The 21075-nt window shown below is 29.9% G+C and carries 23 protein-coding genes and 2 other annotated features; of the genes, 17 read left to right on the top strand and 6 right to left on the bottom strand.

Annotated elements, in window-relative coordinates:
* Nucleotides 1-121 precede the first annotated feature (121 nt).
* Nucleotides 122-193 (top strand) — a sequence feature (ribosomal protein L21 leader region).
* Between the two features lie 20 nt (nucleotides 194-213).
* The 14 genes from rplU (at nucleotide 214) to O5Y44_RS01500 (ending at nucleotide 10847) form a co-directional block, all read left to right on the top strand.
* Nucleotides 214-522 (top strand): 50S ribosomal protein L21, encoded by a 309-nt coding sequence (gene rplU / locus O5Y44_RS01565; protein WP_003144981.1) that lies wholly within the window; start codon nucleotides 214-216, stop codon nucleotides 520-522.
* A gap of 2 nt (nucleotides 523-524) precedes the next feature.
* Nucleotides 525-860 carry a ribosomal-processing cysteine protease Prp gene (locus O5Y44_RS01560; protein WP_371465326.1) on the top strand — a complete coding sequence of 112 codons (336 nt, stop codon included), beginning with the start codon at nucleotides 525-527 and terminating at the stop codon, nucleotides 858-860.
* A complete protein-coding gene (rpmA, locus tag O5Y44_RS01555; protein ID WP_003145565.1) occupies nucleotides 860-1141 on the top strand; it encodes a 50S ribosomal protein L27 in 282 nt (93 codons plus the stop codon). The genes O5Y44_RS01560 and rpmA overlap by 1 nt, the downstream gene beginning before the upstream one ends.
* Nucleotides 1142-1359: 218 nt before the next feature.
* Entirely contained in the window at nucleotides 1360-2994 is a 1635-nt protein-coding gene (locus tag O5Y44_RS01550) for a Na/Pi cotransporter family protein (protein ID WP_371465325.1), read from the top strand.
* A 238-nt stretch (nucleotides 2995-3232) separates the two neighbouring features.
* Nucleotides 3233-5320, top strand: a complete 2088-nt coding sequence (pnp, locus tag O5Y44_RS01545; RefSeq protein ID WP_371465323.1) for a polyribonucleotide nucleotidyltransferase — start codon at nucleotides 3233-3235, stop codon at nucleotides 5318-5320.
* Nucleotides 5321-5329: 9 nt separating this feature from the next.
* The gene (locus O5Y44_RS01540) at nucleotides 5330-5596 is read left to right on the top strand and encodes a DUF2129 domain-containing protein (protein WP_314990961.1); all 267 of its coding nucleotides are present in this window, start codon (nucleotides 5330-5332) and stop codon (nucleotides 5594-5596) included.
* 92 nt (nucleotides 5597-5688) lie between these two features.
* On the top strand, nucleotides 5689-6243 hold the full coding sequence (gene rsmD, locus O5Y44_RS01535) for a 16S rRNA (guanine(966)-N(2))-methyltransferase RsmD (protein WP_371465321.1): 555 nt from the start codon (nucleotides 5689-5691) through the stop codon (nucleotides 6241-6243).
* Between the two features lies 1 nt (nucleotide 6244).
* The gene (gene coaD / locus O5Y44_RS01530) at nucleotides 6245-6736 is read left to right on the top strand and encodes a pantetheine-phosphate adenylyltransferase (protein ID WP_371465374.1); all 492 of its coding nucleotides are present in this window, start codon (nucleotides 6245-6247) and stop codon (nucleotides 6734-6736) included.
* A 2-nt stretch (nucleotides 6737-6738) separates the two neighbouring features.
* Nucleotides 6739-7821 carry an undecaprenyldiphospho-muramoylpentapeptide beta-N-acetylglucosaminyltransferase gene (locus tag O5Y44_RS01525; protein ID WP_371465319.1) on the top strand — a complete coding sequence of 361 codons (1083 nt, stop codon included), beginning with the start codon at nucleotides 6739-6741 and terminating at the stop codon, nucleotides 7819-7821.
* Nucleotide 7822: 1 nt separating this feature from the next.
* Complete coding sequence (locus O5Y44_RS01520) at nucleotides 7823-8425, top strand: phosphatase PAP2 family protein (RefSeq protein ID WP_371465317.1); 603 nt, start codon at nucleotides 7823-7825, stop codon at nucleotides 8423-8425.
* Nucleotides 8418-8663 (top strand): DUF997 family protein, encoded by a 246-nt coding sequence (locus O5Y44_RS01515; protein WP_316447175.1) that lies wholly within the window; start codon nucleotides 8418-8420, stop codon nucleotides 8661-8663. Before O5Y44_RS01520 ends, O5Y44_RS01515 begins: the two co-directional genes overlap by 8 nt.
* Nucleotides 8663-10117 carry a sodium/pantothenate symporter gene (gene panF / locus O5Y44_RS01510; protein ID WP_316447176.1) on the top strand — a complete coding sequence of 485 codons (1455 nt, stop codon included), beginning with the start codon at nucleotides 8663-8665 and terminating at the stop codon, nucleotides 10115-10117. The genes O5Y44_RS01515 and panF overlap by 1 nt, the downstream gene beginning before the upstream one ends.
* A 45-nt stretch (nucleotides 10118-10162) precedes the next feature.
* Nucleotides 10163-10339, top strand: a complete 177-nt coding sequence (locus O5Y44_RS01505; RefSeq protein ID WP_003146501.1) for a DUF6501 family protein — start codon at nucleotides 10163-10165, stop codon at nucleotides 10337-10339.
* Between the two features lie 16 nt (nucleotides 10340-10355).
* Complete coding sequence (locus tag O5Y44_RS01500) at nucleotides 10356-10847, top strand: LysM peptidoglycan-binding domain-containing protein (RefSeq protein ID WP_371465314.1); 492 nt, start codon at nucleotides 10356-10358, stop codon at nucleotides 10845-10847.
* 42 nt (nucleotides 10848-10889) lie between these two features.
* On the opposite strand, the gene O5Y44_RS01495 is transcribed toward O5Y44_RS01500, so the two are convergent.
* The 5 genes from O5Y44_RS01495 to O5Y44_RS01475 form a co-directional block, all read right to left on the bottom strand.
* Nucleotides 10890-12101 carry an L-lactate MFS transporter gene (locus O5Y44_RS01495; RefSeq protein ID WP_371465312.1) on the bottom strand — a complete coding sequence of 404 codons (1212 nt, stop codon included), beginning with the start codon at nucleotides 12099-12101 and terminating at the stop codon, nucleotides 10890-10892.
* Between the two features lie 111 nt (nucleotides 12102-12212).
* Complete coding sequence (locus tag O5Y44_RS01490; RefSeq protein WP_371465310.1) at nucleotides 12213-13394, bottom strand: aminotransferase class I/II-fold pyridoxal phosphate-dependent enzyme; 1182 nt, start codon at nucleotides 13392-13394, stop codon at nucleotides 12213-12215.
* Nucleotides 13395-13415: 21 nt separating this feature from the next.
* The gene (locus tag O5Y44_RS01485; RefSeq protein WP_316447181.1) at nucleotides 13416-14243 is read right to left on the bottom strand and encodes a MetQ/NlpA family ABC transporter substrate-binding protein; all 828 of its coding nucleotides are present in this window, start codon (nucleotides 14241-14243) and stop codon (nucleotides 13416-13418) included.
* A gap of 20 nt (nucleotides 14244-14263) precedes the next feature.
* Nucleotides 14264-14944, bottom strand: coding sequence for a methionine ABC transporter permease (locus O5Y44_RS01480; protein ID WP_271987873.1), 681 nt, complete (start codon nucleotides 14942-14944; stop codon nucleotides 14264-14266).
* Entirely contained in the window at nucleotides 14934-15953 is a 1020-nt protein-coding gene (locus O5Y44_RS01475; RefSeq protein WP_271987871.1) for a methionine ABC transporter ATP-binding protein, read from the bottom strand. The genes O5Y44_RS01480 and O5Y44_RS01475 overlap by 11 nt, the downstream gene beginning before the upstream one ends.
* 44 nt (nucleotides 15954-15997) lie before the next feature.
* Nucleotides 15998-16211, bottom strand: a binding site (T-box leader).
* A gap of 257 nt (nucleotides 16212-16468) precedes the next feature.
* Between O5Y44_RS01475 and O5Y44_RS01470 the strand changes: the two genes are divergently transcribed.
* The 3 genes from O5Y44_RS01470 to rseP are packed head-to-tail and all read left to right on the top strand — an operon-like array spanning nucleotide 16469 to nucleotide 19309.
* Complete coding sequence (locus tag O5Y44_RS01470; protein WP_271965029.1) at nucleotides 16469-17233, top strand: undecaprenyl pyrophosphate synthase; 765 nt, start codon at nucleotides 16469-16471, stop codon at nucleotides 17231-17233.
* On the top strand, nucleotides 17223-17996 hold the full coding sequence (locus O5Y44_RS01465) for a phosphatidate cytidylyltransferase (RefSeq protein ID WP_371465303.1): 774 nt from the start codon (nucleotides 17223-17225) through the stop codon (nucleotides 17994-17996). The genes O5Y44_RS01470 and O5Y44_RS01465 overlap by 11 nt, the downstream gene beginning before the upstream one ends.
* 20 nt (nucleotides 17997-18016) lie before the next feature.
* The gene (rseP, locus tag O5Y44_RS01460; protein ID WP_371465301.1) at nucleotides 18017-19309 is read left to right on the top strand and encodes an RIP metalloprotease RseP; all 1293 of its coding nucleotides are present in this window, start codon (nucleotides 18017-18019) and stop codon (nucleotides 19307-19309) included.
* Between the two features lie 619 nt (nucleotides 19310-19928).
* On the opposite strand, the gene O5Y44_RS01455 is transcribed toward rseP, so the two are convergent.
* Nucleotides 19929-20564, bottom strand: a complete 636-nt coding sequence (locus O5Y44_RS01455) for a hypothetical protein (RefSeq protein ID WP_371465299.1) — start codon at nucleotides 20562-20564, stop codon at nucleotides 19929-19931.
* Nucleotides 20565-21075 lie beyond the last annotated feature (511 nt).

Here is a 21075-nt window from a genome sequence, read left to right as displayed (position 1 = left end):
GTGAACTTTAGAAATATAGTTTACTGACCTAATTTTTTTAAAAAAAAGTAAGAAAAGTTATCAATATAGTTGACGTTATGATATATATGTGTTAGAATTGTATTGTTGTGTAGCTCCTAAATAGCTACTACAACCGCACGTATAAGGTAAATAAGAGAGAAATCCACCTTGTATGGCGAGTCTTAGTAAAAAAATATTTAAGGAGGTGCAGATATGTACGCAGTAATTAAAACAGGTGGGAAACAACTACGTGTTGAAGAAGGACAAACAATCTTAGTTGAGAAGTTAGCAGCTGAAGTAGATTCTACAGTTACTTTTGACGAAGTAGTATTAGTAGGTGGAGAAACTACAAAAGTTGGTGCTCCTTTAGTAGCTGGTGCGACAGTAACAGCTAAAGTAGTTGCTCAAGGTAAAGGTAAAAAAATCACAGTATTTAAATACAAACCTAAAAAGAACAATCACCGTAAATTAGGTCATCGTCAACCTTTCACTAAATTAGTAGTTGAAAAAATTAACGCTTAATCATGATTAAGGTGGAAATCGTAAAAGAAGTTGAAATTATTAAACAAGTGACAGTCGATGGGCATGCTGATTATGCTGAACATGGTTCAGATATAGTTTGTGCAGGTGTATCCGCTGTAATATTCGGTTTAATAAATGCAGTAGACGAACTAGATGAAGATGTACAGTTCGATATCTCCGCTAGCGAAGATGAAACTGGACATTTAACGTATAGATCATTGAAATCTACAGATAAAGAGCAACTTCTACTAAATGCAATGTTAGTTGCATTAAAAACAATTGAAGAAAATTATTCAGATTATATAACTATTGAAGTAAGAGAGGTGAAATTGACATGATGTTACAATTAAATTTACAATTCTTCGCATCTAAAAAAGGGGTAGGTTCTACTAAAAACGGACGTGACTCTGAATCAAAACGTTTAGGTGCTAAAAGAGCTGACGGTCAGTACGTAACTGCAGGTTCTATCTTATACAGACAACGTGGGACAAAAATTTGGCCAGGAACTAACGTAGGAAAAGGTGGAGATGATACACTATTCTCACTAGTTGACGGAGTTGTACGTTTCGAAAGATACGGACGTAGCCGTAAAAAAGTTTCTGTTTATCCACAAGCTTAATAAGCACAAAAAAGGTATTTACAAATTTGTAGATACCTTTTTTTATTTTGGAAAAATATTAATGTGTTATCTACAAATATTATGTAATTAATGTAAAAATTTGTAATTATATTTTAATATTTCTAGTTTTAGATTTTTGTTGTACTTTTAAAATATATATGGTAAAATTTATTTGTGTGTTTAAAGATACACGCAACATATACTAGGAGGACAAAAAAGTGTCAGCACTTTGGCAAGAAATTTTATTTTCTTTTTTAGGAGGTCTGGGATTATTCCTATTCAGTATTAAGTACATGGGGGACGGACTTCAATTAATAGCCGGGGAGAAAATGCGATATGTTTTAGATAAATACACATCTAAACCACTTATGGCTGTCTTAGCCGGGATTATTGTTACGATACTTATTCAATCAAGTACAGGAACTATCGTAATTACTATCAGTTTAGTAGGAGCAGGATTATTAAAAACGAAACAAGCAATTGCTATTGTTATGGGTTCTAATATTGGAACTACATTAACATCATTCATTATCGGGTTTAATATTTCTAAATATGCACTTCCTTTAATTTTCTTAGGAGCAGCGTTTTTATTCTTTACTCGTGCTAAATTAGTAAATAATATAGGTCGTGTAATATTTGGTTTTGGTGGAATTTTTTATGCTCTTAAAATGATGTCTACAGCTATGGGACCTATGAAAGATATGTCTTGGTTCCAAAATGTATTAGAGCACATTAATGATAGTGCAGTAGTAGGGGTAGGAGTAGGTACATTTTTAACATTACTAATTCAATCCTCAGCAGCAACTATAGCTATCTTACAAAACTTATATGCAGATGGTGCTTTAAGTTTAACGGGAGCTTTACCTGTATTATTCGGGGATAATATCGGAACAGCGATTACAACTGCAGCATTAGCGATGATAGGAAGTAATATTGCTGCAAAACGTGTTGCAGCTTCTCACGTATTATTTAATGTTATTGGTACGATTATCTGTTTAATCGCTCTAGTACCTTATGGAGCATTTATTCAATATTTAGAAACAACTTTAGGTTTAGAACCTAAGATGACTATTGCTTCTGCTCACGGTACATTTAACATACTAAATACAGTACTACAATTCCCATTTATTAGTTTATTAGTTGTGATTGTAACTAAGCTTATTCCAGGTGAAGACGAGCAAATCAAATATAGTACACAATATCTTGATAAATCACTTATTACAAGTGCACCAGCAGTTGCTTTAGGTCAAGTTCAAAAAGAGTTTGTGGAAATGTTAATCTTATCTAATAAAAGTTTACGTAACGCTGTAGAGTACTTTATGAATCGCGATGAACAATTACGTGAAAAAGGTGAAACTTATGAAGATGCGATAAATAATTTTGATGAACAAATGACTGATTACCTGACTTTATTATTTAGGGAAAAACTAAGTCCTAAAGAAGGGTTAATAGCTTCAACATTATTAGATGGAACTCGTGATGTAGAAAGAATCGGAGACCATGCTAGAGATATCGTATTATCAGTAGATTATCAAATTAGAAAAAAATTGAAATTCTCTGATGGAGCAAAAGAAGAAGTACAAGAAATGTTCGATCTTTGTAATGATATTATTTTAAAAACTATTAAGTCATTAGAAGAAAACAATATAGCTCTTGCAGGAGCAGCGTTAGCAGCATGTGAGAATATATATGCAATGGAAAAAGCTGCTCGTAAAAAACATACTCAACGTATGAAAGATGGGGATTGTGAAATTCCAGCAGGAGTTGTTTATATGGACTTAATTCAACACTTTACTCGTGTATGTGAACATACAAGAAACATACTTGAAAAAGAGATTCAAGGGAACATGTAATTATGTCTAATAAACAAAAGATACTTATAATTCTATTTATTATTATGTTATTAATAATATTAGTTTTATATAAATTATATCAAATACAATTAGGATAAAAATTATAAACGAAAATGTAGAGAAATCAATGTTATTTCTACTATGTTTTCGTTTTTTTCTTTGTAAATGATAGTATTCGTGATATAATAAGGTAGTCGATTTATATAAAGTTTAAGAAAAATATTGAAAGGAAATAAACATGTTTCAAGATAAAAAAGTTTATACAACGCAATGGGCTGGAAAAACATTAACAGTTGAATTAGGTGAAATGGCTCGCCAAGCTAATGCAGCAGTAGTAGTAAAATACGGAGATACTGTTGTATTAACAACTGCAGTTGCTTCAAAAGAAGCTAAAGATGTTGATTTCTTCCCACTAACAGTTAACTATGAAGAAAAAATGTATGCAGTAGGGAAAATACCAGGAGGATTCTTACGTAGAGAAGGTCGTCCAGGAACTGAAGCTACTTTAGCAGCTCGTCTTATCGACAGACCGATTAGACCATTATTCGAAGACGGATTTAGAAACGAAGTACAAGTTATCTCAACTGTATTATCAGTTGAGTATGATTGTGATCCTGTAATGGCGGCAATGCTAGGAAGTTCACTATCATTATCAGTATCAAATATTCCATTCAAAGGACCAATCGCTGGTGTTACTGTAGGATATGTTGATGGAGAATACGTAATTAACCCAACAGTTGAACAAATGGAACGTTCTACAGTTGACTTAAAAGTAGCTGGAACAATTGATGCGATCAACATGGTTGAAGCAGGTGCAAAAGAAGTATCTGAAGAAATTATGTTAAATGCAATTATGTTCGGACACGAAGAAATCAAACGCTTAATTGCGTTCCAACAACAAATTGTTGATGAAATTGGTCAAGAAAAAATGGCTGTAGAGTTAAAAGTTATTGATGAAACAATCTATAACGAAGTTCTTTCAATGGCATTATCTCAAATGAAAGAAGCGATTGCTATTAAAGATAAACAAGAACGTGATGAAGCTATTTCAGCTGTTAAAGAAAAAGTTCTTGAAGTATTTGAAGAAAGAGCAAGTGACGAAGATGAGCTTGATATTGTAAAAGAAGCAAAATTATCATTAGATAAAATTGTAAAAGATGAAGTTCGTCGTGAAATCACTGAAGATAAAATTAGACCTGATGGACGTGCTTTAACAGAAATTAGACCATTAGCTTCAAGAGTTGATGTACTACCAAGAACACATGGATCTGCATTATTCACTCGTGGACAAACTCAGTCTTTAGGTGTTGTAACATTAGGTAACTTATCAGATGAACAAATCATTGATGATTTAACTCAAGAAGAAAACAAGAGATTTATGTTACATTATAATTTCCCGGCATTCTCAGTTGGTGAAGTTGGATTTAGTCGTGCGCCAGGACGTCGTGAAATTGGTCACGGTGCCTTAGGCGAGCGTGCATTAGCACAAGTAATTCCATCTAAAGAAGATTTCCCATATACAATTCGTATTGTATCAGAAATTTTAGAATCTAATGGATCTAGTTCACAAGCTACAATTTGTTCTGGATCAATGGCTCTTATGGCAGCAGGAGTTCCAATTAAAGCTCAAGTAGCTGGTATTGCAATGGGATTAGTTAAAAAAGATGAACACTATACTATTTTAACTGATATTCAGGGTATGGAAGATCACCTTGGAGATATGGATTTCAAAGTTGCAGGTACATCAGAAGGTATTACAGCACTTCAAATGGATATTAAAATCGATGGTCTAAGTGAACAAATTTTAAAAGAATCATTAGAACAAGCACGTATTGGAAGATTACAAATTTTAGAGCACATGAATAGTATTATTTCTGAACCTCGTCAAGAAGTTTCAACATTTGCACCAAAAATTAAAATTATTAAAATTAAACCTGAAAAAATTAAAGATGTTATTGGATCAGGTGGTAAAGTTATCAATGAAATCATTGAGAAAACTGGTGTTAAAATTGATATCGAGCAAAATGGAGATGTATTTATTTCTTCACCTGAAATCGAAGGTATCAATAAAGCTATCGAAATTATCGAAAACATCACACGCGAAGCAGAAGTTGGTGAAATCTATCTTGCTGAAGTTAAACGTATTGAAAAATTCGGTGCATTCGTTGAATTATTCCCAGGAGTAGATGCGTTAGTACATATTTCTAAATTAGCTGAAGAGAGAGTAAATAAAGTTGAAGATGTTGTAAAAGTTGGAGACACTCTTAAAGTTAAAGTAATTAAAATTGATGAGAAAGGTCGCGTAGACGCAGCAGCTCATTTCTAGGAGAAACTTATGGAGTTATTTGAAAAAGAAAGACGTGGAATCTATGTCTATTTTAAAAGTTTTAAAGACTTAAATAAATTAGAAAAATATGGGAACTTTATTTCTTATTCTAAAAGAGGTAGGTATGCATGCATTTATGTAGATGAAACTAGAATAGATAGTATTGTTGCCGATCTTAAGAAGAAGAAATTCGTAAAAAAAGTAGAGTTATCAGAAATGTCAAATTTACATTTATGTTTTGAGCATTTAGATAGTAATTTACAAACAAAACAATAACATTATAATAAGGGGGAAGCGAAAGCTATATTCTCCCTTATTTTAAAGAAATCATTAATAAGTAAGATATTAGATATTTATTGTGAGGAAACATGAGAGTTATAGCAGGAAAATATAGATCTATAAAATTAAATGCTGTTGACGGTATGAATACAAGACCAACAACAGATAAAATAAAAGAAAATTTATTTAATATGATAGATTGCTATGATTGTAAAGTACTAGATCTTTTCGGTGGAACTGGTGGTTTAGGAATTGAGGCTTTAAGTCGTGGTGCTAAACATGCTACTTTCATTGACGGTAGTAATAATGCGATTAAGGTTATTAAAAGTAATATTGAAAAATGTAGAATTAGTAATAATGATTATTCTTTATATAGAAATGATTTCAAACGTGCTTTGAAGATTTTCGGGAAGAAGGAAGAAAAATTTGATTTGATTTTTCTAGATCCACCATATGATAAAGGATTAATAGATGATGCATTGAAAAATATTTTTGATAATCAATTATGTAATGATGGTGCTTTAATTGTCTGTGAGAAGAGTAATACAGAAGAAATCACCATTATAAATGAAAATATCGAAGTAATAAAAGAAAAACAGTATGGAATTACAGACATAGTAATTTTTGAATATATGGAGAAATAAAATGAAAAGAAAAATAGCGATTGTACCAGGTAGTTTTGATCCTATTACCTATGGGCATATTGATATAATAAACAGAAGTGCTGAATTATTTGATGAAGTAATAGTAGCTATTTTGGTAAATCCTGACAAGAAATATTTATTTTCACTTGATGAAAGAGTGGAGATGATAAATGAAACAATTAAAGGAATTCCAAACGTTAAGGTTGATTCATTCTCAGGATTATTAGTAAATTATGCAAAGCAGGTAGGCTCAAATGTCATTGTTAGAGGATTAAGGGCGGTATCTGATTTTGAGTATGAGATGCAGTTAACGTTTATGAATAAGGCGTTAGACGAAAACATTGAAACATTTTATATGATGGCTAATAAACAATATTCATTTATTAGTTCTAGTATTGTAAAAGGTGTTTCAGGTTTTGGTGCAGATTTGTCGAAATTTGTACCTAAACATGTTGAAGAACGCTTAGAAAAAAAGACGAAAGAGAGAGGATAAAGGTGAAAAAAATCCTGTTTACTGGAGGGGGTTCAGCAGGTCATGTATCTGTTAATGTTGCCTTAATTCCAGAATTCAAAAAAAATGGATATGAAATCTCGTATATTGGTAGCAAAACTGGTATAGAAAATGAGATGATTGGTAAAATTCCAGAGGTAAAGTATTATAAAATAAGTTCAGGAAAGTTACGAAGATATTTTTCATGGGAGAATTTTATTGATCCATTTAAAGTACTAAAAGGAATAGTAGATTCTTTATTAGTTTTAAAAAAAGAGAAACCAAATTTTGTATTTTCAAAAGGTGGATTTGTGAGTGTTCCAGTTTGTATTGCAGCTAGATTACTTAAAATCCCAGTCGTATTACATGAGTCGGATCTTACTCCAGGACTTGCAAACAAAATAAACATAAAGTTCTGTAATCATATATTTACAACATTCGAAGATACACAAAAGTTCTTACCCAAAGGGAAAGCTAGCCTAATAGGTGCTATTGTAAGAGATGATATTTATACTGGTGATGCTAATCTAGCTTATGAACTAACTGGATTTATATCAGAAAAACCTGTGATGCTTGTTATGGGTGGATCATTAGGATCAAAAGTTCTAAATGATTATATTTGGAATAATATTGATGACCTTACTAAAAAGTATCAGATAGTTCACCTTGTAGGTAAAGGATTATTAAATGATAGTGTTGAAAAAGAAGGTTATAAGCAATATGAATTTTTAGCTAAAGAACTATTTGATGTACTGAAAATTACAGATTTTGCAGTTTCGAGAGCTGGAGCTAATGCCTTGTATGAATTTTTAGCTTTAGATTTACCTCCAATCTTAGTGCCACTTGGAACTAATCAGAGTAGAGGAGATCAAATAGAAAATGCGAAATTCTTTGAAAAAAATGGTTTCGCGAAAGTTGTTGCTGAAGAAGATTTTACCAATTTACCTGTTGATCAAATCTTTGATTTTTATGATAAACTTGATGATTATAAAAATTCAATGAAAGATTATAAAAAGGAAAAACGTGTTATTAATGACGTAAGTGAATTTTATAATAAAATAATTGAAAAAATAGGAGGTGAAAAATAGTATGAACAGATTTAAAATTACTTTTTACTTGAAACTTCTGATTTTGATTCTTTTAGCATTTGTAGCAATTAAATTCCCGAATAACGATATAGATAGAATTATTGCTGATTTAATTGAAATTAAATCCTTGGCAGCATTAGCGAAAATAATCTCATTAGTTTTTAATGATAAACTATTATTATTAATAATGGTTCTTTTGTCAGTATTTCTAGTATGGATAAAAGAACTGAAAAAGGCTGTGTTTATTTTCTTTAGTGCTGGATTAGGTGGATTCTTCTTATCTGCATTAAAATATAGCATCCAAAGGGTTAGACCTCTTCCTGAGATTCATGATGGTTTTAGTTTCCCAAGTGGACATTCTACTTTTGTAGCATTATTTTTCTTAGCATTACTTTTTGTAATAAATAAAAAAGAAATTTTAAAAGTAATTGCTACTTTTGCAATAATTGCAATACCAATTTCAAGAATGGTTTTAGGTGCACACTTTTTAAGTGATGTTATTGCAGGATTATTACTTGGAAGTTTAGTAGTAGACTTTATGAAAGTTTATTATGTAAATATTTATGAATTAATAATGAGGGTTTTAGGAAAAACAAATGAATAGATTAAAAAATAAAGAGGGTATAGTTGCAATCATTATTGCAATAATTCATTTTGCTCTATGGTATTATTTCGCATATGTCAGATTTGATGTAAACAATGTGAAATCTTATAAGTATATTTTAGGATTACCAGAATGGTTTTTTTACAGTTCGATAGTAGTAAGTATCTTAATAATAATAGTAGTTATTATTTGTACAAATCTTTTACTTAATGATGAAATAAAAGAGGAGGAAAAATAATGGCGAATACATTAGATTACAAAATACTAATTTTATTTGCAACAATATTTTTAGCGATAATTTTATTACCGCTAATGATGAACCGTATGAGTAAAGCAGAACAACATGGTGGTTTTTTCGAAAAGTACTATTTAGCAGATAGAAAAGTAAGTGGAATAGTACTTGCGATAACATTAATGTCAACTTACGGATCAGCTTCAACGTTTTTAGGTGGTCCAGGAGTAGCGTATAAACTTGGTTATGGTTGGGTTCTTCTAGCTGTAATCCAAGTTGTAACTGGCTATTTTGTACTATTAGTCTTGGCGAAAAAATTTAAAAATGCTGCACAAAAAATTAATGCGATAACTATAAGCGATTATTTAAGAAATAGATATAATTCAAAATTAGTTGCGTTTATTTCTACTTTAGCTATGATAGTATTTCTAATTGCTGCGATGAGTGCCCAATGGGTTGGAGGAGCAAAATTATTAGCAGCATTTATGGGGATTGAATATAAAACCGGTATAGTTCTAATCTCAGTAATTATTATATTTTGTGTAGTATTCGGTGGATTAAAGAATATTTTAATTACCGATATGATTCAAGGTTTAATAATGATATTTTCTACAATAATTTTACTATTTGCAGTAATTAATTATGGTGGAGGAATTGATCAGATTACAGCGAACTTGGTTAATATTAATGAAAAGATATTAACTCCTTTTGGAGCTAATGGAAGTTTAACACCTAGTTATGTTAGTTCGTTTTGGGTATTAGTTGGAGTTGGGGTTATAGGTATCCCGCAGATTGCTATCAATTCAATGTTATATAAGAATAAAAGAAGTTTAAAACAATCTATTATCGTTGGATCAATAGTAATATTTATCGTAATGTTTGGAGTTCATCTAATTGGAGTTATGGCTAGAGGAGTTTTCCCAGACATAAAAGACTATGATTCAGTAATTCCAATAATTACATTAAAAGTACTTCCATGGTATCTTGCTGCGTTAGTACTTGCGGCACCTATGGCAGCTATAATAACAACAGTAAATGCTCAATTCTTATTAATATCATCAGCCTTGATAAAGGATTTATTATTTAATAACAAGTCTATAAAAGAAAAAATTACTGGTAAAAAAGTTCCTATATTTGTTTATGGGGTAAATATTTTAGTAATTTTACTTATAATGTTATTAAGTATGAGACCACCTAGTCTAATAGTTAATGTAAATCTATTTGCATTTGGTGGATTAGAAGCGACATTCTTATGGCCTATATTATTAGGATTATACTGGAAAAAAGCTGAAAAATATGGAGCATTAAGTTCGATAGTAGTAGGTCTACTTAGTTATATACTAATAAAAACAGTTTATGTAATTAAATTTATTGAACCTGTTGTGATATCATTATTAATCTCACTTGTGGTATTTATGATGGTTTCATTAATAGCTGGTAAAAAACAATTGAAAAAATAGTTATATTGTAATAAAATAAAAATGATAGAGTAAGGAGGTAGAACAATGTCAAAAAAAGTTATTGTAAAACATACAGATGCCGAAAAATTTACTGTAAGTAATATGCTTACTGTAGGAAAAGAATATGAAGTAGTAAATGAAACAGAAGAATATGTATTTGTAGTAGATAATAGCGGTAAAGTTGGTGGTTATTACCACGATTATTTCGAAGAAGTAAAATAATATAAGGGGTAATATTATGAAAAATAATACTATAAAGAATACAGTTCTAGTTGTTTTATTTATAATATTAGCACCACTTATTCTTGTAGGGGTAACAACCGTAGGAAATTCACTTAGTGGAAAATCTAAAGATAAGGTAGTTCAAACTACAGAACAACAAACGGCTAAAGTTCCAGAAGAAACTAAAGCTGAAAGTAATAATAATATACCTAAGGCTAGTAATTCTAAAGTAACAGAAGGAACTACTTCTAAAAAAGAGTCAACAAATTATAATAATAACAATACTGATACTAATACTGAAAAGAGTGAATCTTCAGGTGTAGTAAGTACAACTCCTGTAGCAGGTCAAGATTATATGATCAAATCAGGTGATTCATTATTTGTTATCGCCTCTAAAGCATATGGGGAAGCGAATGCTCAAAATGGTGTAGAAAAAATAAAAGAAGCTAATAATATTAGTAATAATAATATTGCAGCTGGACAAAAAATTCAAATACCGAAAATATAAAAAAGAAATCATCTCATTATTTTTTGAGATGATTTCTTTTTGTTAAAATGCTTTGCGTTTTGAAAAAATAGAATATATCACACTAATCACTAATCCAACAAGAACTAGAGCTATTGCTACATAAAATGCATCTGTAAAGTCACCGTTATGCTTTGCTGCAATTCCTGCAGCGTATTTTGGAGCAAAAAATGCAGCAGTAGAGAATCCTATAAATACAATTCCATAGTTTACCCCTTGGTTAATTGGACCAAATGTTTTCATTACTAATGGTGCGAAGACTCCCATAGTTCCTCCAAAACATAAACCAAGGAGAACAAGTCCAACTGTAAGACCAAGAGTAGTTCTTATATTAACTAGAATTAATAAAGATATAGCGATTACTGAGTAGATAGCAATAAGAGTTTTTTCATGACCTATTTTATCCGAAACTATTCCCCAGACGATACGTCCTAAACAGTTTGATAATGCATATATACTAACAAATGTTGCAGCAACAGAAGCAGTTAGTCCAAACATAGTTTGACTAATAACTGATGCATTTGATGCTACCATAAGACCAGAGAATGCACCGATAGCAAACATTGAGATTATGAAGTAAAATGATAAACTCATTAGCATCTGTTTCCAGTTTTTATTAACAGCTTCTTGCTTAATTTCAGCCACAGGTTGAACCCAGCCTTCAGGTTGATAATTTGCAGGAGCAACTTTAATTAAGAATAGAGCAACGATAATAATTAATAAGTATGCTGTTCCTAAGTAAATAAATGCACTATGAACCCCAAAATTTGCTATAAGACTATGAGCTATTGGGGCAGCAATAACACTAGCACCACCCATAGCACCAGTTATTAGACCTGCAGCTAATCCTCTTTTATCTGGGAAGAATCTAAGAGCGTTACTTATACATCCAGAATAGGCGAATGCTTGTCCAACACCTGATAATACTCCATAGCTAAAATATAGCATTCCTTTTGTAGTAGCAAATCCAGTAAGAATAAATCCGACAGCAAATAGTATTCCTCCTAGAATTATAGAAATATTTGCTTTTCCTTTATCTGTAATAAAACCTCCAAGAATAGTAGGGATAGGAGCGATAGCAGCATTAATAGTAAATGCTAACATAACATCTGGCATACTCCATCCTTTTGAAACACTTAGAGGTTTTGCAAAAACACTAAAAGAATATAGTGATCCTGCACACAACAAAACTGCCATTGAGGCGAATAAGACAGTCCATCTCGTATTATTTTTCATTTAATCATCCTTTCAAAAATATTTATGTAAACTTAAAAGTGAACATTAAAAATTCGGCTAATCAATAGATTAGTCGAATATTAATGAAATTTAATAATGATATCAATATTTCTAATTATTCTTGAAATCATTATTTAGTATTTCTAATTTTTTTATTAATATGTCAATTTGTTCATCTGAAAGACTCAGACTTAATCTAATATAGTTTTCACCACCTTGACCAAATACATGTCCAGGCATAGTAACAATTCTATATTTTTTTAGTAATAATTCAAAGAAACTTTGGCTGTCATATCCATTCTTAACTTTTAACCAAATAAAAATTCCACCTTCTGGTTTAAAATATGAATATCCTAATTCATCAAGTTTAGAAGTTATTTTATCAATTCTTTTTGAATAAGTTTCTTTTATATGACTAGTTAAGGTTTTATAATTTTTTAACGCAGTTATAACTGTATCCTGAATTGCTCCATAGATATTAGCGTGAAAAATTGTATTATATTCTTTTAGGCCACGAATAATTTCTTTATTCCCAACAGCAAAACCAATTCTTAGACCTGAAATTGAGAAGTTCTTAGAAAATGAGAAAAATTCAATTCCTACTTCTTTAGCTCCTTCAGTTTGTATAAATGCTGGAGAGTATCCTTCTTTGTAATAGAAATCAGAATATGCATGATCTTGAAGAACTACTATATTATTTTCTTCTGCCCATTTCACTGTTTCTTCGTAAAACTCTTTCGTAGCTACTGCTCCAATGGGATTAGAAGGATAGTTTAAAAATATAAGTTTAGCATCTCTAAGCACTTCTTCCGAAATATCAGAATAATTTAGTAAATAATTATTTTCTTGTTTCAATTCTATCTCTTCATATTTAGCTTGGGCTAATGCAATTCCTTGAATGTAGTCAGGATAACTTGGTACTGGTAATAAGACCGTATCATTTGGATTTAGTAGTACTGAAGGAATACTTGATAATCCAGATTTAGTACCAAATACTAAAGCAATTTCACTTTTAGGATCTGCGTCAATATTATAGTTTTCTTTTAACCACTGAGATATTTCATTTAATAATGTTACTTTCCCATCAAATGCTCCATATCGCATATTTTCAGGTTTTCTTACAGCTGTTTCCAATTCTTTAAGTAAAAGTTCAGGGGTATCAGAGTCTGGAACTCCGATACCCGCATTTAATAATGGATTACCATTTGAACTTTCCTCAGAGATTAATTTGAAAATAGGGTAGAATACATTTTCAGGAATATTTTTAATTGTATTTGATAATTCAATTTTCATAATTAATCACGTCCTTGTTAATTATTTTCCAGGTTTGTCAAATCCTTTGAAATCTTTATTGATGATTTCATCAAATTCTTTAGATTGAACGATTTCTACTAAATCTTTAGCAAATTGTTTGTCTTTGTTTGCAGTAGTTACAACAACATTGTTACGGTTGTTTTCGTTCATTTTTTCTAAGATTAATGCTTTTGTTAAATCAAATTTAGCAGCAAGTGCGAAGTTTCCTGGTACTGCAGCAAGTGTAGTACTACTTAATGATCTAGCAAGTTGACCAGCTTCTAATTCTGTAAATTTAAGTTTTTTAGGATTTTCTACTACATCGTTTTTAGTGATTTTTAGTACATCAGTGTTAGGTTTGATTTTGATTAAATCAGCAGCAGCTAATAATGCATAAGCACGAGCAGCGTTTGAAGGATCATTTGGAAGAGTTACTTCAGCACCTTCTGGTAAATCTTTAAGATCTTTAACTTTATCAGAATATAATCCCATTGGTGCAGTTGGAACAGGAACAAGTGCTGTTAGGTCCATTCCATTTTGTTCAGCAAATTTTTTCATGTAAATTTTGTGTTGGAATAAGTTTGCATCTAATTCACCGCTGTTTAAAGCTTTGTTAGGTTGGATGTAATCTGAGAATTCAGTTACTTTAACTGTATATCCTTTTTTCTCAAGAAGAGGTTTAAGTGCTTTGTTTACCATATCAGCATAAGGACCAGATGTTGCACCTATTTTTATTTCTTTTTTCTCTCCACCACCATTATTGTTTGAGCTTGTAGCTCCACAAGCAGCTAGAGTAATAGCTAAAAACGCTGTGAAAACAACTGTCAATAATTTTTTTAGTTTGTTCATAAATATAAATCTCCTTTAAATTAATTTTTTTTGAATTTTTTTGAAATTGAATTTCCTATATATTGTGTAATTTGGACTAAGATAATTAATAGAATTACTGTAATCCACATTGTGAAATTATCAAAACGATAATAACCATATCTAATCGCAAGGTCTCCAATTCCGCCGCCACCAACAACACCAGCCATTGCTGAAAAAGCAATTAGGTTGATTAAAGTTAGTGTAATAGATTGGATAATTCCGAACATAGCTTCAGGTATTAAAACTTCTTTAACTATTAATTTTAGAGAAGCTCCAGAAGCAACTGCTGATTCGATAACACCATAGTCTATTTCATTTAGTGAAGTATCAACTAATCTCGTAAATAGAGGTATAGCTGCAACTGTAAGTGGAACTATTGCTCCAGTAGGTCCAGTTGACTTTCCTAATAAAAATAGAGTAAATGGTATCAAGAATACTAAAAGAATAATAAATGGAATAGAACGAATTGTATTAACTAGAAAATCTACCGTTTTATAAATAATAACATTTTTGAACAGAAGTCTATTACTAGTTAAGAATAAAACTACTCCTAAAAATAATCCGACAATTACTGTAATTATTATTGAAACACTTATCATGTATAATGAATCGGCAAATGATTTAATTAATTCTGGTTGAAGATTTTTCCATTGTTCTATTAGACTTAGATTATTTTCCATATACATTCACCTCCACATCATTAACTTGATCAATTAAGTAATTTACAAATTTCTCTGTGTTATCAGGTTCACCAACTACTGAAAAAGTTAAGCTTCCTAATTGTTTGTTTTGAATGTATTCAATTCGACCAGCAAGTATGTTAGTAGTAACATTATATTTATTTGCTAATGTCTGAATCAAAGGCTCTTTAGTTGCTTCACCTTTAAAAATAACCCTTATTACAGTTTCATTTTTATAATGTTCAGCTAGATGTTCTTCAAAATCTTCATCATTGTGTAGATTAGCTATAAATTCTTGCATCAATTTTGTTTTTGGATTTGAAAAAATCTCGTAAACAGAATTTAATTCGATAATTTCACCATTTTCCATTACTGCTACATTATCACAAATTTGTTTTATTACTTCCATTTCATGAGTAACAAGAATAATTGTGATTCCTAATTTACGATTAATTTCTTTTAATAAAGACAATATTTGTTTAGTTGTAACAGGGTCTAATGCACTTGTTGCTTCATCACAAAGTAATAATTTTGGATTATTTGCAAGGGCTTTTGCAATACCGACACGTTGTTTTTGACCACCAGAAAGTTGACTTGGATAAACATTCTTTTTATCAGAAAGTCCTACAAGTTCTAACAATTCATCTATTCTTTTAGGAATATCTTTTGGATCAACATCTCCAGCTTTCAAGTTGAATGCAATATTTTCACCTACAGTTTTAGAACTAAGAAGATTAAATTGTTGGAATATCATTCCAATTTTTTGCCTGTATGATCGTAAATCCTTTCTGTTTAGTTTGTTAACAACTTGGTTATCTACAATTACTTCTCCTTCAGAAGGAGTTTCTAATAGGTTAAGACATCGTAGAAGGGTACTTTTTCCAGCACCTGAGTAACCGATAATTCCAAAAATTTCACCAGCTTTTACATGAAGATTAGTAGGTTTTAACGCCTTAATTTCTTTACCTTTTTGATAAAAGGTTTTGCTAACATTATTTAGATTAATCATATATTTCTCCTTTCTTATAATAAAAAGACGTACTCTAGCTTTTGCTAAAGGACGTCTTAACGTGTTACCACCTTTATTTATACAATAATCACTTATTGTACCTCAGTAAGTTACAAACATAACTTTTGCTATAACGGGCAATACCGTAGTAAAAACTATATGCTCAAAGTCCATTTCTCTTACATCTAACTATTCTCTTTCACCAACCGAGAACTCTCTAAAAGTAGATTGTAAGATTCTACTTATCAACGCATAAAATTGTTAATGAATATATTCTAGCATAAATTTTCTGACAATGCAACAAAAAAATTCAAAAGCTTACATAAAGAATGTTAATTTTCGGGATAATAACTATCTCTAACTAAAAAAAATAAAACTGATTTTAACTGTTTTAAAAGATTAATATCATATGTTAACTAATAAATGGATGCAATATTTTAAAATTCATATTCTATTAAAAGTTTGTTGCATTAGGTCTTTTATGATATAATGAAGGATGTTACATAGGAGGAATTATGTTTAAATTTTTTAGAAAAACTGAACAAGTACAAAAAACTGAAAAACAACAATTAAAAAAAATTCCGACACACGTTGCTATAATAATGGATGGTAATGGACGTTGGGCTAAAAAAAGAAATATGCCTAGAATTAAAGGACACTATGAAGGAATGCAAACTGTAAAAAAAATCACAAAGTATGCTTCAAAATTAGGTGTTAAATATTTGACGTTATATGCATTTTCTACGGAAAACTGGGCTAGACCGAAGGAAGAAGTGAGTTATTTAATGGATCTTCCAGAGAAGATGTTTAGTAGTTTTATGCCAGAACTTATGGAAAATAATGTAAAAGTTGAAGTTATAGGTGTGGTAGAAAAACTTCCAGAAAATACTAGAAAAGCTGTTAATGATGCAATTGAACAAACAAAAAATAATACAGGATTAAAATTAATTTTTGCCTTGAATTATGGTTCTAAAGACGAAATGTTAAGAGCAATTAAACAAATTGCTAAAGATGTTCAAGATAATAAATATAGTGCAGAAGAAATTTCTGAAGAGCATGTTAGTGCAAATCTATTTACTTCTAATACACCAGATCCTGATTTATTAATTAGAACATCAGGAGAACAAAGAATTTCAAACTTTTTACTGTGGCAAATTGCTTATAGTGAGTTTTTATTCACAAAAGTAGCTTGGCCTGATTTTAATGAAGATGAATTCTATCAAGCTTTATTAGAATATCAAAGTAGAGATAGAAGGTTTGGAGGTTTAAATGAAGACTAGAATAATAACGGCTATAGTAGCATTAATTGTTTTCTTACCTTTATTATTTTTAGGTGGAGATTATTTCAAATTTACGACTTTTGCACTTGGTGTGATGGCTATGTATGAAATTGTTAGAATGACTTTTAAGAAAACTAACATCGTAGTTTTAAGTTTATCATCATTAGCGGGAGCACTATTATTTTTACATAATGAAGTTTCAACATTGGTACAGTACTCTATAATTTATTTAATATTAATTGGTATGTTAGGTACTGTTGTTATGACTGGACACAAGATTAAATTAGTTGAAATTGGTTCGATTATATTCGTGACTGCCTATATATTTGTAGGGTTTTATTGTTTATTTATGTTGAGAAATTTAAGTTTAAGCCATGTAGCTTATTTATTACTTACAATTTGGTTCACAGATAGTTTTGCATACTTTGGCGGTATGAAATTTGGGAAAAATAAACTTTCTCCGAATATAAGCCCGAATAAATCAATTGAGGGTTCAGTTATAGGAAGTGTATCATCAATAGCGATAGCATTATTGTTTTTCTTTACAACAAATATCTTTTCAAATTTATTAGTTGCAATTGTTGTAACAATAATAGTAAGTGTAATCGGACAATTTGGTGATTTAATTGAATCAGCATATAAGAGAGAATATCAAGTTAAAGATAGTAGTAATTTATTACCAGGTCATGGTGGTATATTTGACAGATTTGATTCTGTAATATTATCAGCTCCATGCTTAATATTATTACTTAGTTTATTTTAGGATATAGAAAGGGGTATTAGATGCAAGGTATTATAGCATTTATATTAATATTTTTTGTAGTAGTAACTATTCATGAATTTGGACATTTTATAGTTGCAAAAAGATCTGGAATATTATGCCAGGAATTCGCAATAGGAATGGGACCCAAAATCTTCCATAAAAAAATAGGAGAAACTAATTTTACTATCAGACTTCTACCTGTTGGTGGATATGTAAAAATGCCTGACAATGTTTTTGATTTTAACAATGATATGTCAGTATATGATCTTAAAAAAGGAATGAAAGTTAGTTTAAAACTAGATGAAAATGATAAAGTAGAAAAAATTGTTTTAGATAAAACTAATGATATGGATTTACTTCCATTAGAGTTAAATGAATTTGATTTAACAGAAAAACTTTTTGTTGAAGGATTCGTTGGAGATAAGATAGAACGTTATGAAGTAAGAAAAGATGCATGTGTTGCATTTGGTGGTATGGAAGAACAAATTGCTCCAGTTGATAGAATGTTTTCTTCACATTCATGGAGGAAAAAATTCTGGACATTATTCGCGGGACCATTGATGAACTTTATTTTAGCTTTAGCTATTTTCTTAGGTATTTCAATCTATAGTGGTGTTCCATCAAATACTACGCGTTTAGGTGAACTAGCTTCTAACTATCCGGCTTACTCATCAGGATTAAAACAAGGTGATGTAGTTGAGCAGGTAAATGGTAAGAGTGTAGGTACATGGAATGAAATGACTAAAGAAATCGTTGCTTCTAATGGTTCTGAACTTACTTTAAAAGTTTCTCGTGATGGTTCGCAACAAGAGATTAAAGTAACTCCAAAAGAAGAGATTTCAGTGAAAAAAGGAAAAGAAGTTAAAACTTATAAACTTGGAATAAATCAAGCTTATGAAAAAGACTTAGCAGGTTCTATTAAGAATGGTTTTGAACAAACTCTATTCTACGGAACAGGGATTTTCATGGGAATTATTAATCTGTTTGCTTCATTATTTACTGGTGGATTTAGTTTAAATCAACTTGGAGGACCTGTAGCGATTTATGAAATGTCTTCTGCAGCTGCACAGAGTGGTTTAATTACAACATTAAAATGGACAGGAATTTTAAGTGTAAACTTAGGACTAATGAACTTAATCCCTATCCCAGTCCTTGATGGTGGTCGTATAATATTCGTAATTTATGAAGCGATCTTCAAGAAACCAATTAATAAAAAAGCTCAGTACTACTTAACAGTAGCATTTGGTTTATTAATGGTAGCATTAATGTTAGCTGTAACGTGGAACGATGTTCAAAGATTATTTGGAAAATAGATAGATATGAAGAGGAGTTTAGATTAACTCCTCTTCGTTTTTTATTATATTGATAAAAGAGATTTAGTAATAGGAAATCGCTTTTAATTTTAATGAATTTAATATATAATATCGATAGGTATTAAATACCTATTAAACTATTTGTATATAAAGGGAGTGACTCAAAAATCGTAATTTTGGAGAAAACAAGATTTTGTCGAGTCACCCCCGCAAAGTTTATTTGATAGCTAAAAAGTTTTTATAGAGCTAATTTAGATATCAATAAACTACTGCGTCTACGAGTTCTCATATGCACTTTGTTAAAATTTAGGACTTTTGGGTAGCTTCTTTATCAGGTTGTTGATAAATGTAAAATATGCATGAGTCAATAGCCTGTAAAAAAGACGACCAATTAGTCATCTTTTTTTAATCTATTTATTCTTTTTATTCTTTTTATTTTTTTTATTTTTAATTTTTTCATATGAATTTTGAATAATTATAGTTAGGATTATTATTGAGTATAGTATAACAAAGGTTTTTATATGTTCTTGATTTATGTTTATCTTTAATGTGTTTTTTATATAAGAAAAGTATAAAATAGGAAAAATTATTAAAAATATTATATCGTAATATTTATTATTCATGATTGAATCACAACATAAGATACATAGTTTAAGCTCATTATACTTCTACTTATATGATAATATACGTCAATACCTTTACCTTGCCAATATGCATGTTGTATAGCTTGTTCAAATGCACTTGGACTACTGAAAGATTGAATTAATCCTAAAGCTCCTAATCCCCAACCATAAGGGCCTCCAATTAGTCTATCCGTAATGAAACTAATTATTGTACCTAAACCTTTAGATTTACGTAGTGCATTATTATACATTTCTTTTACACCCCAATTATTTATATATGCAACTTTTCTAGCTGGATAATAAGGTCCGTAAGCACGTGGAGCTGCTCTAAATTTATCTTGACTGTTTATATTATTAATTTCAGGTTTTAATATTGATTTAATTATTTTATATTCTTCTTGTGTTATTTTTTTTTCTTTCAGTAATTGTTTAGCTTTAAGTAATTCATTTTCGACATTAATCTTAGATAAGTCTATTGTTGTTGTAAATGTATTGTTTTCTTTTATATTTTTATTTTGTATTTTTGTTTTAGCATTAGCAATATTAGAATTATTAGTTAAAGTAGAGATAGGAGTAATTAATATTGCTAAAGACATAATTGAAGTAGCTATTTTTAATTTTTTGTTTTTCATAAGAATAACCTCCTTTATGAAGTAAAACTTAAATATGTATTTGCGACTACATATTAATTTAACAAGTATATACTTACAATTATCTTATATATACCATAAAAGTTTGATGAAAACAATATGAAATTAATGATAATATATTTTCTAAAAAATACGTTAAAAGTATGATATAATAAAGTGGTTAGAATCTTTTTATTTCAATTATTTTAGTTATAATAAAAAAGAGGAACTATTACTTTATTATATCTTAGACTTCTGTTTACATAGGTATGGATGGAAGATAAGATATCCTCTGAAAAAATTTTTAAAGTATTTTCTATGTTTTTGATAAAGATTTGTATTATAATGTTCATAAGAGTAAATTCCTTTTTTTGATTTATCGTAATTTCATTATACAGGATTTACTCTTCTTTTTTTATATTTTGTCTCACATTAATTGTAACACTATAAGTCATTCCTAGTTAATTGTGCTCTGTTATTTTATTTCGTTTTAAGCTATAATATAATAGAGATA

Origin of the sequence: Gemella sp. 27098_8_155, from assembly GCF_041433725.1 — a bacterium.
GTDB lineage: Bacteria > Bacillota > Bacilli > Staphylococcales > Gemellaceae > Gemella > Gemella haemolysans_D.
Note: the sequence above shows the minus strand (reverse complement) of the source record. Positions and strands in the feature narration are given on the sequence as shown.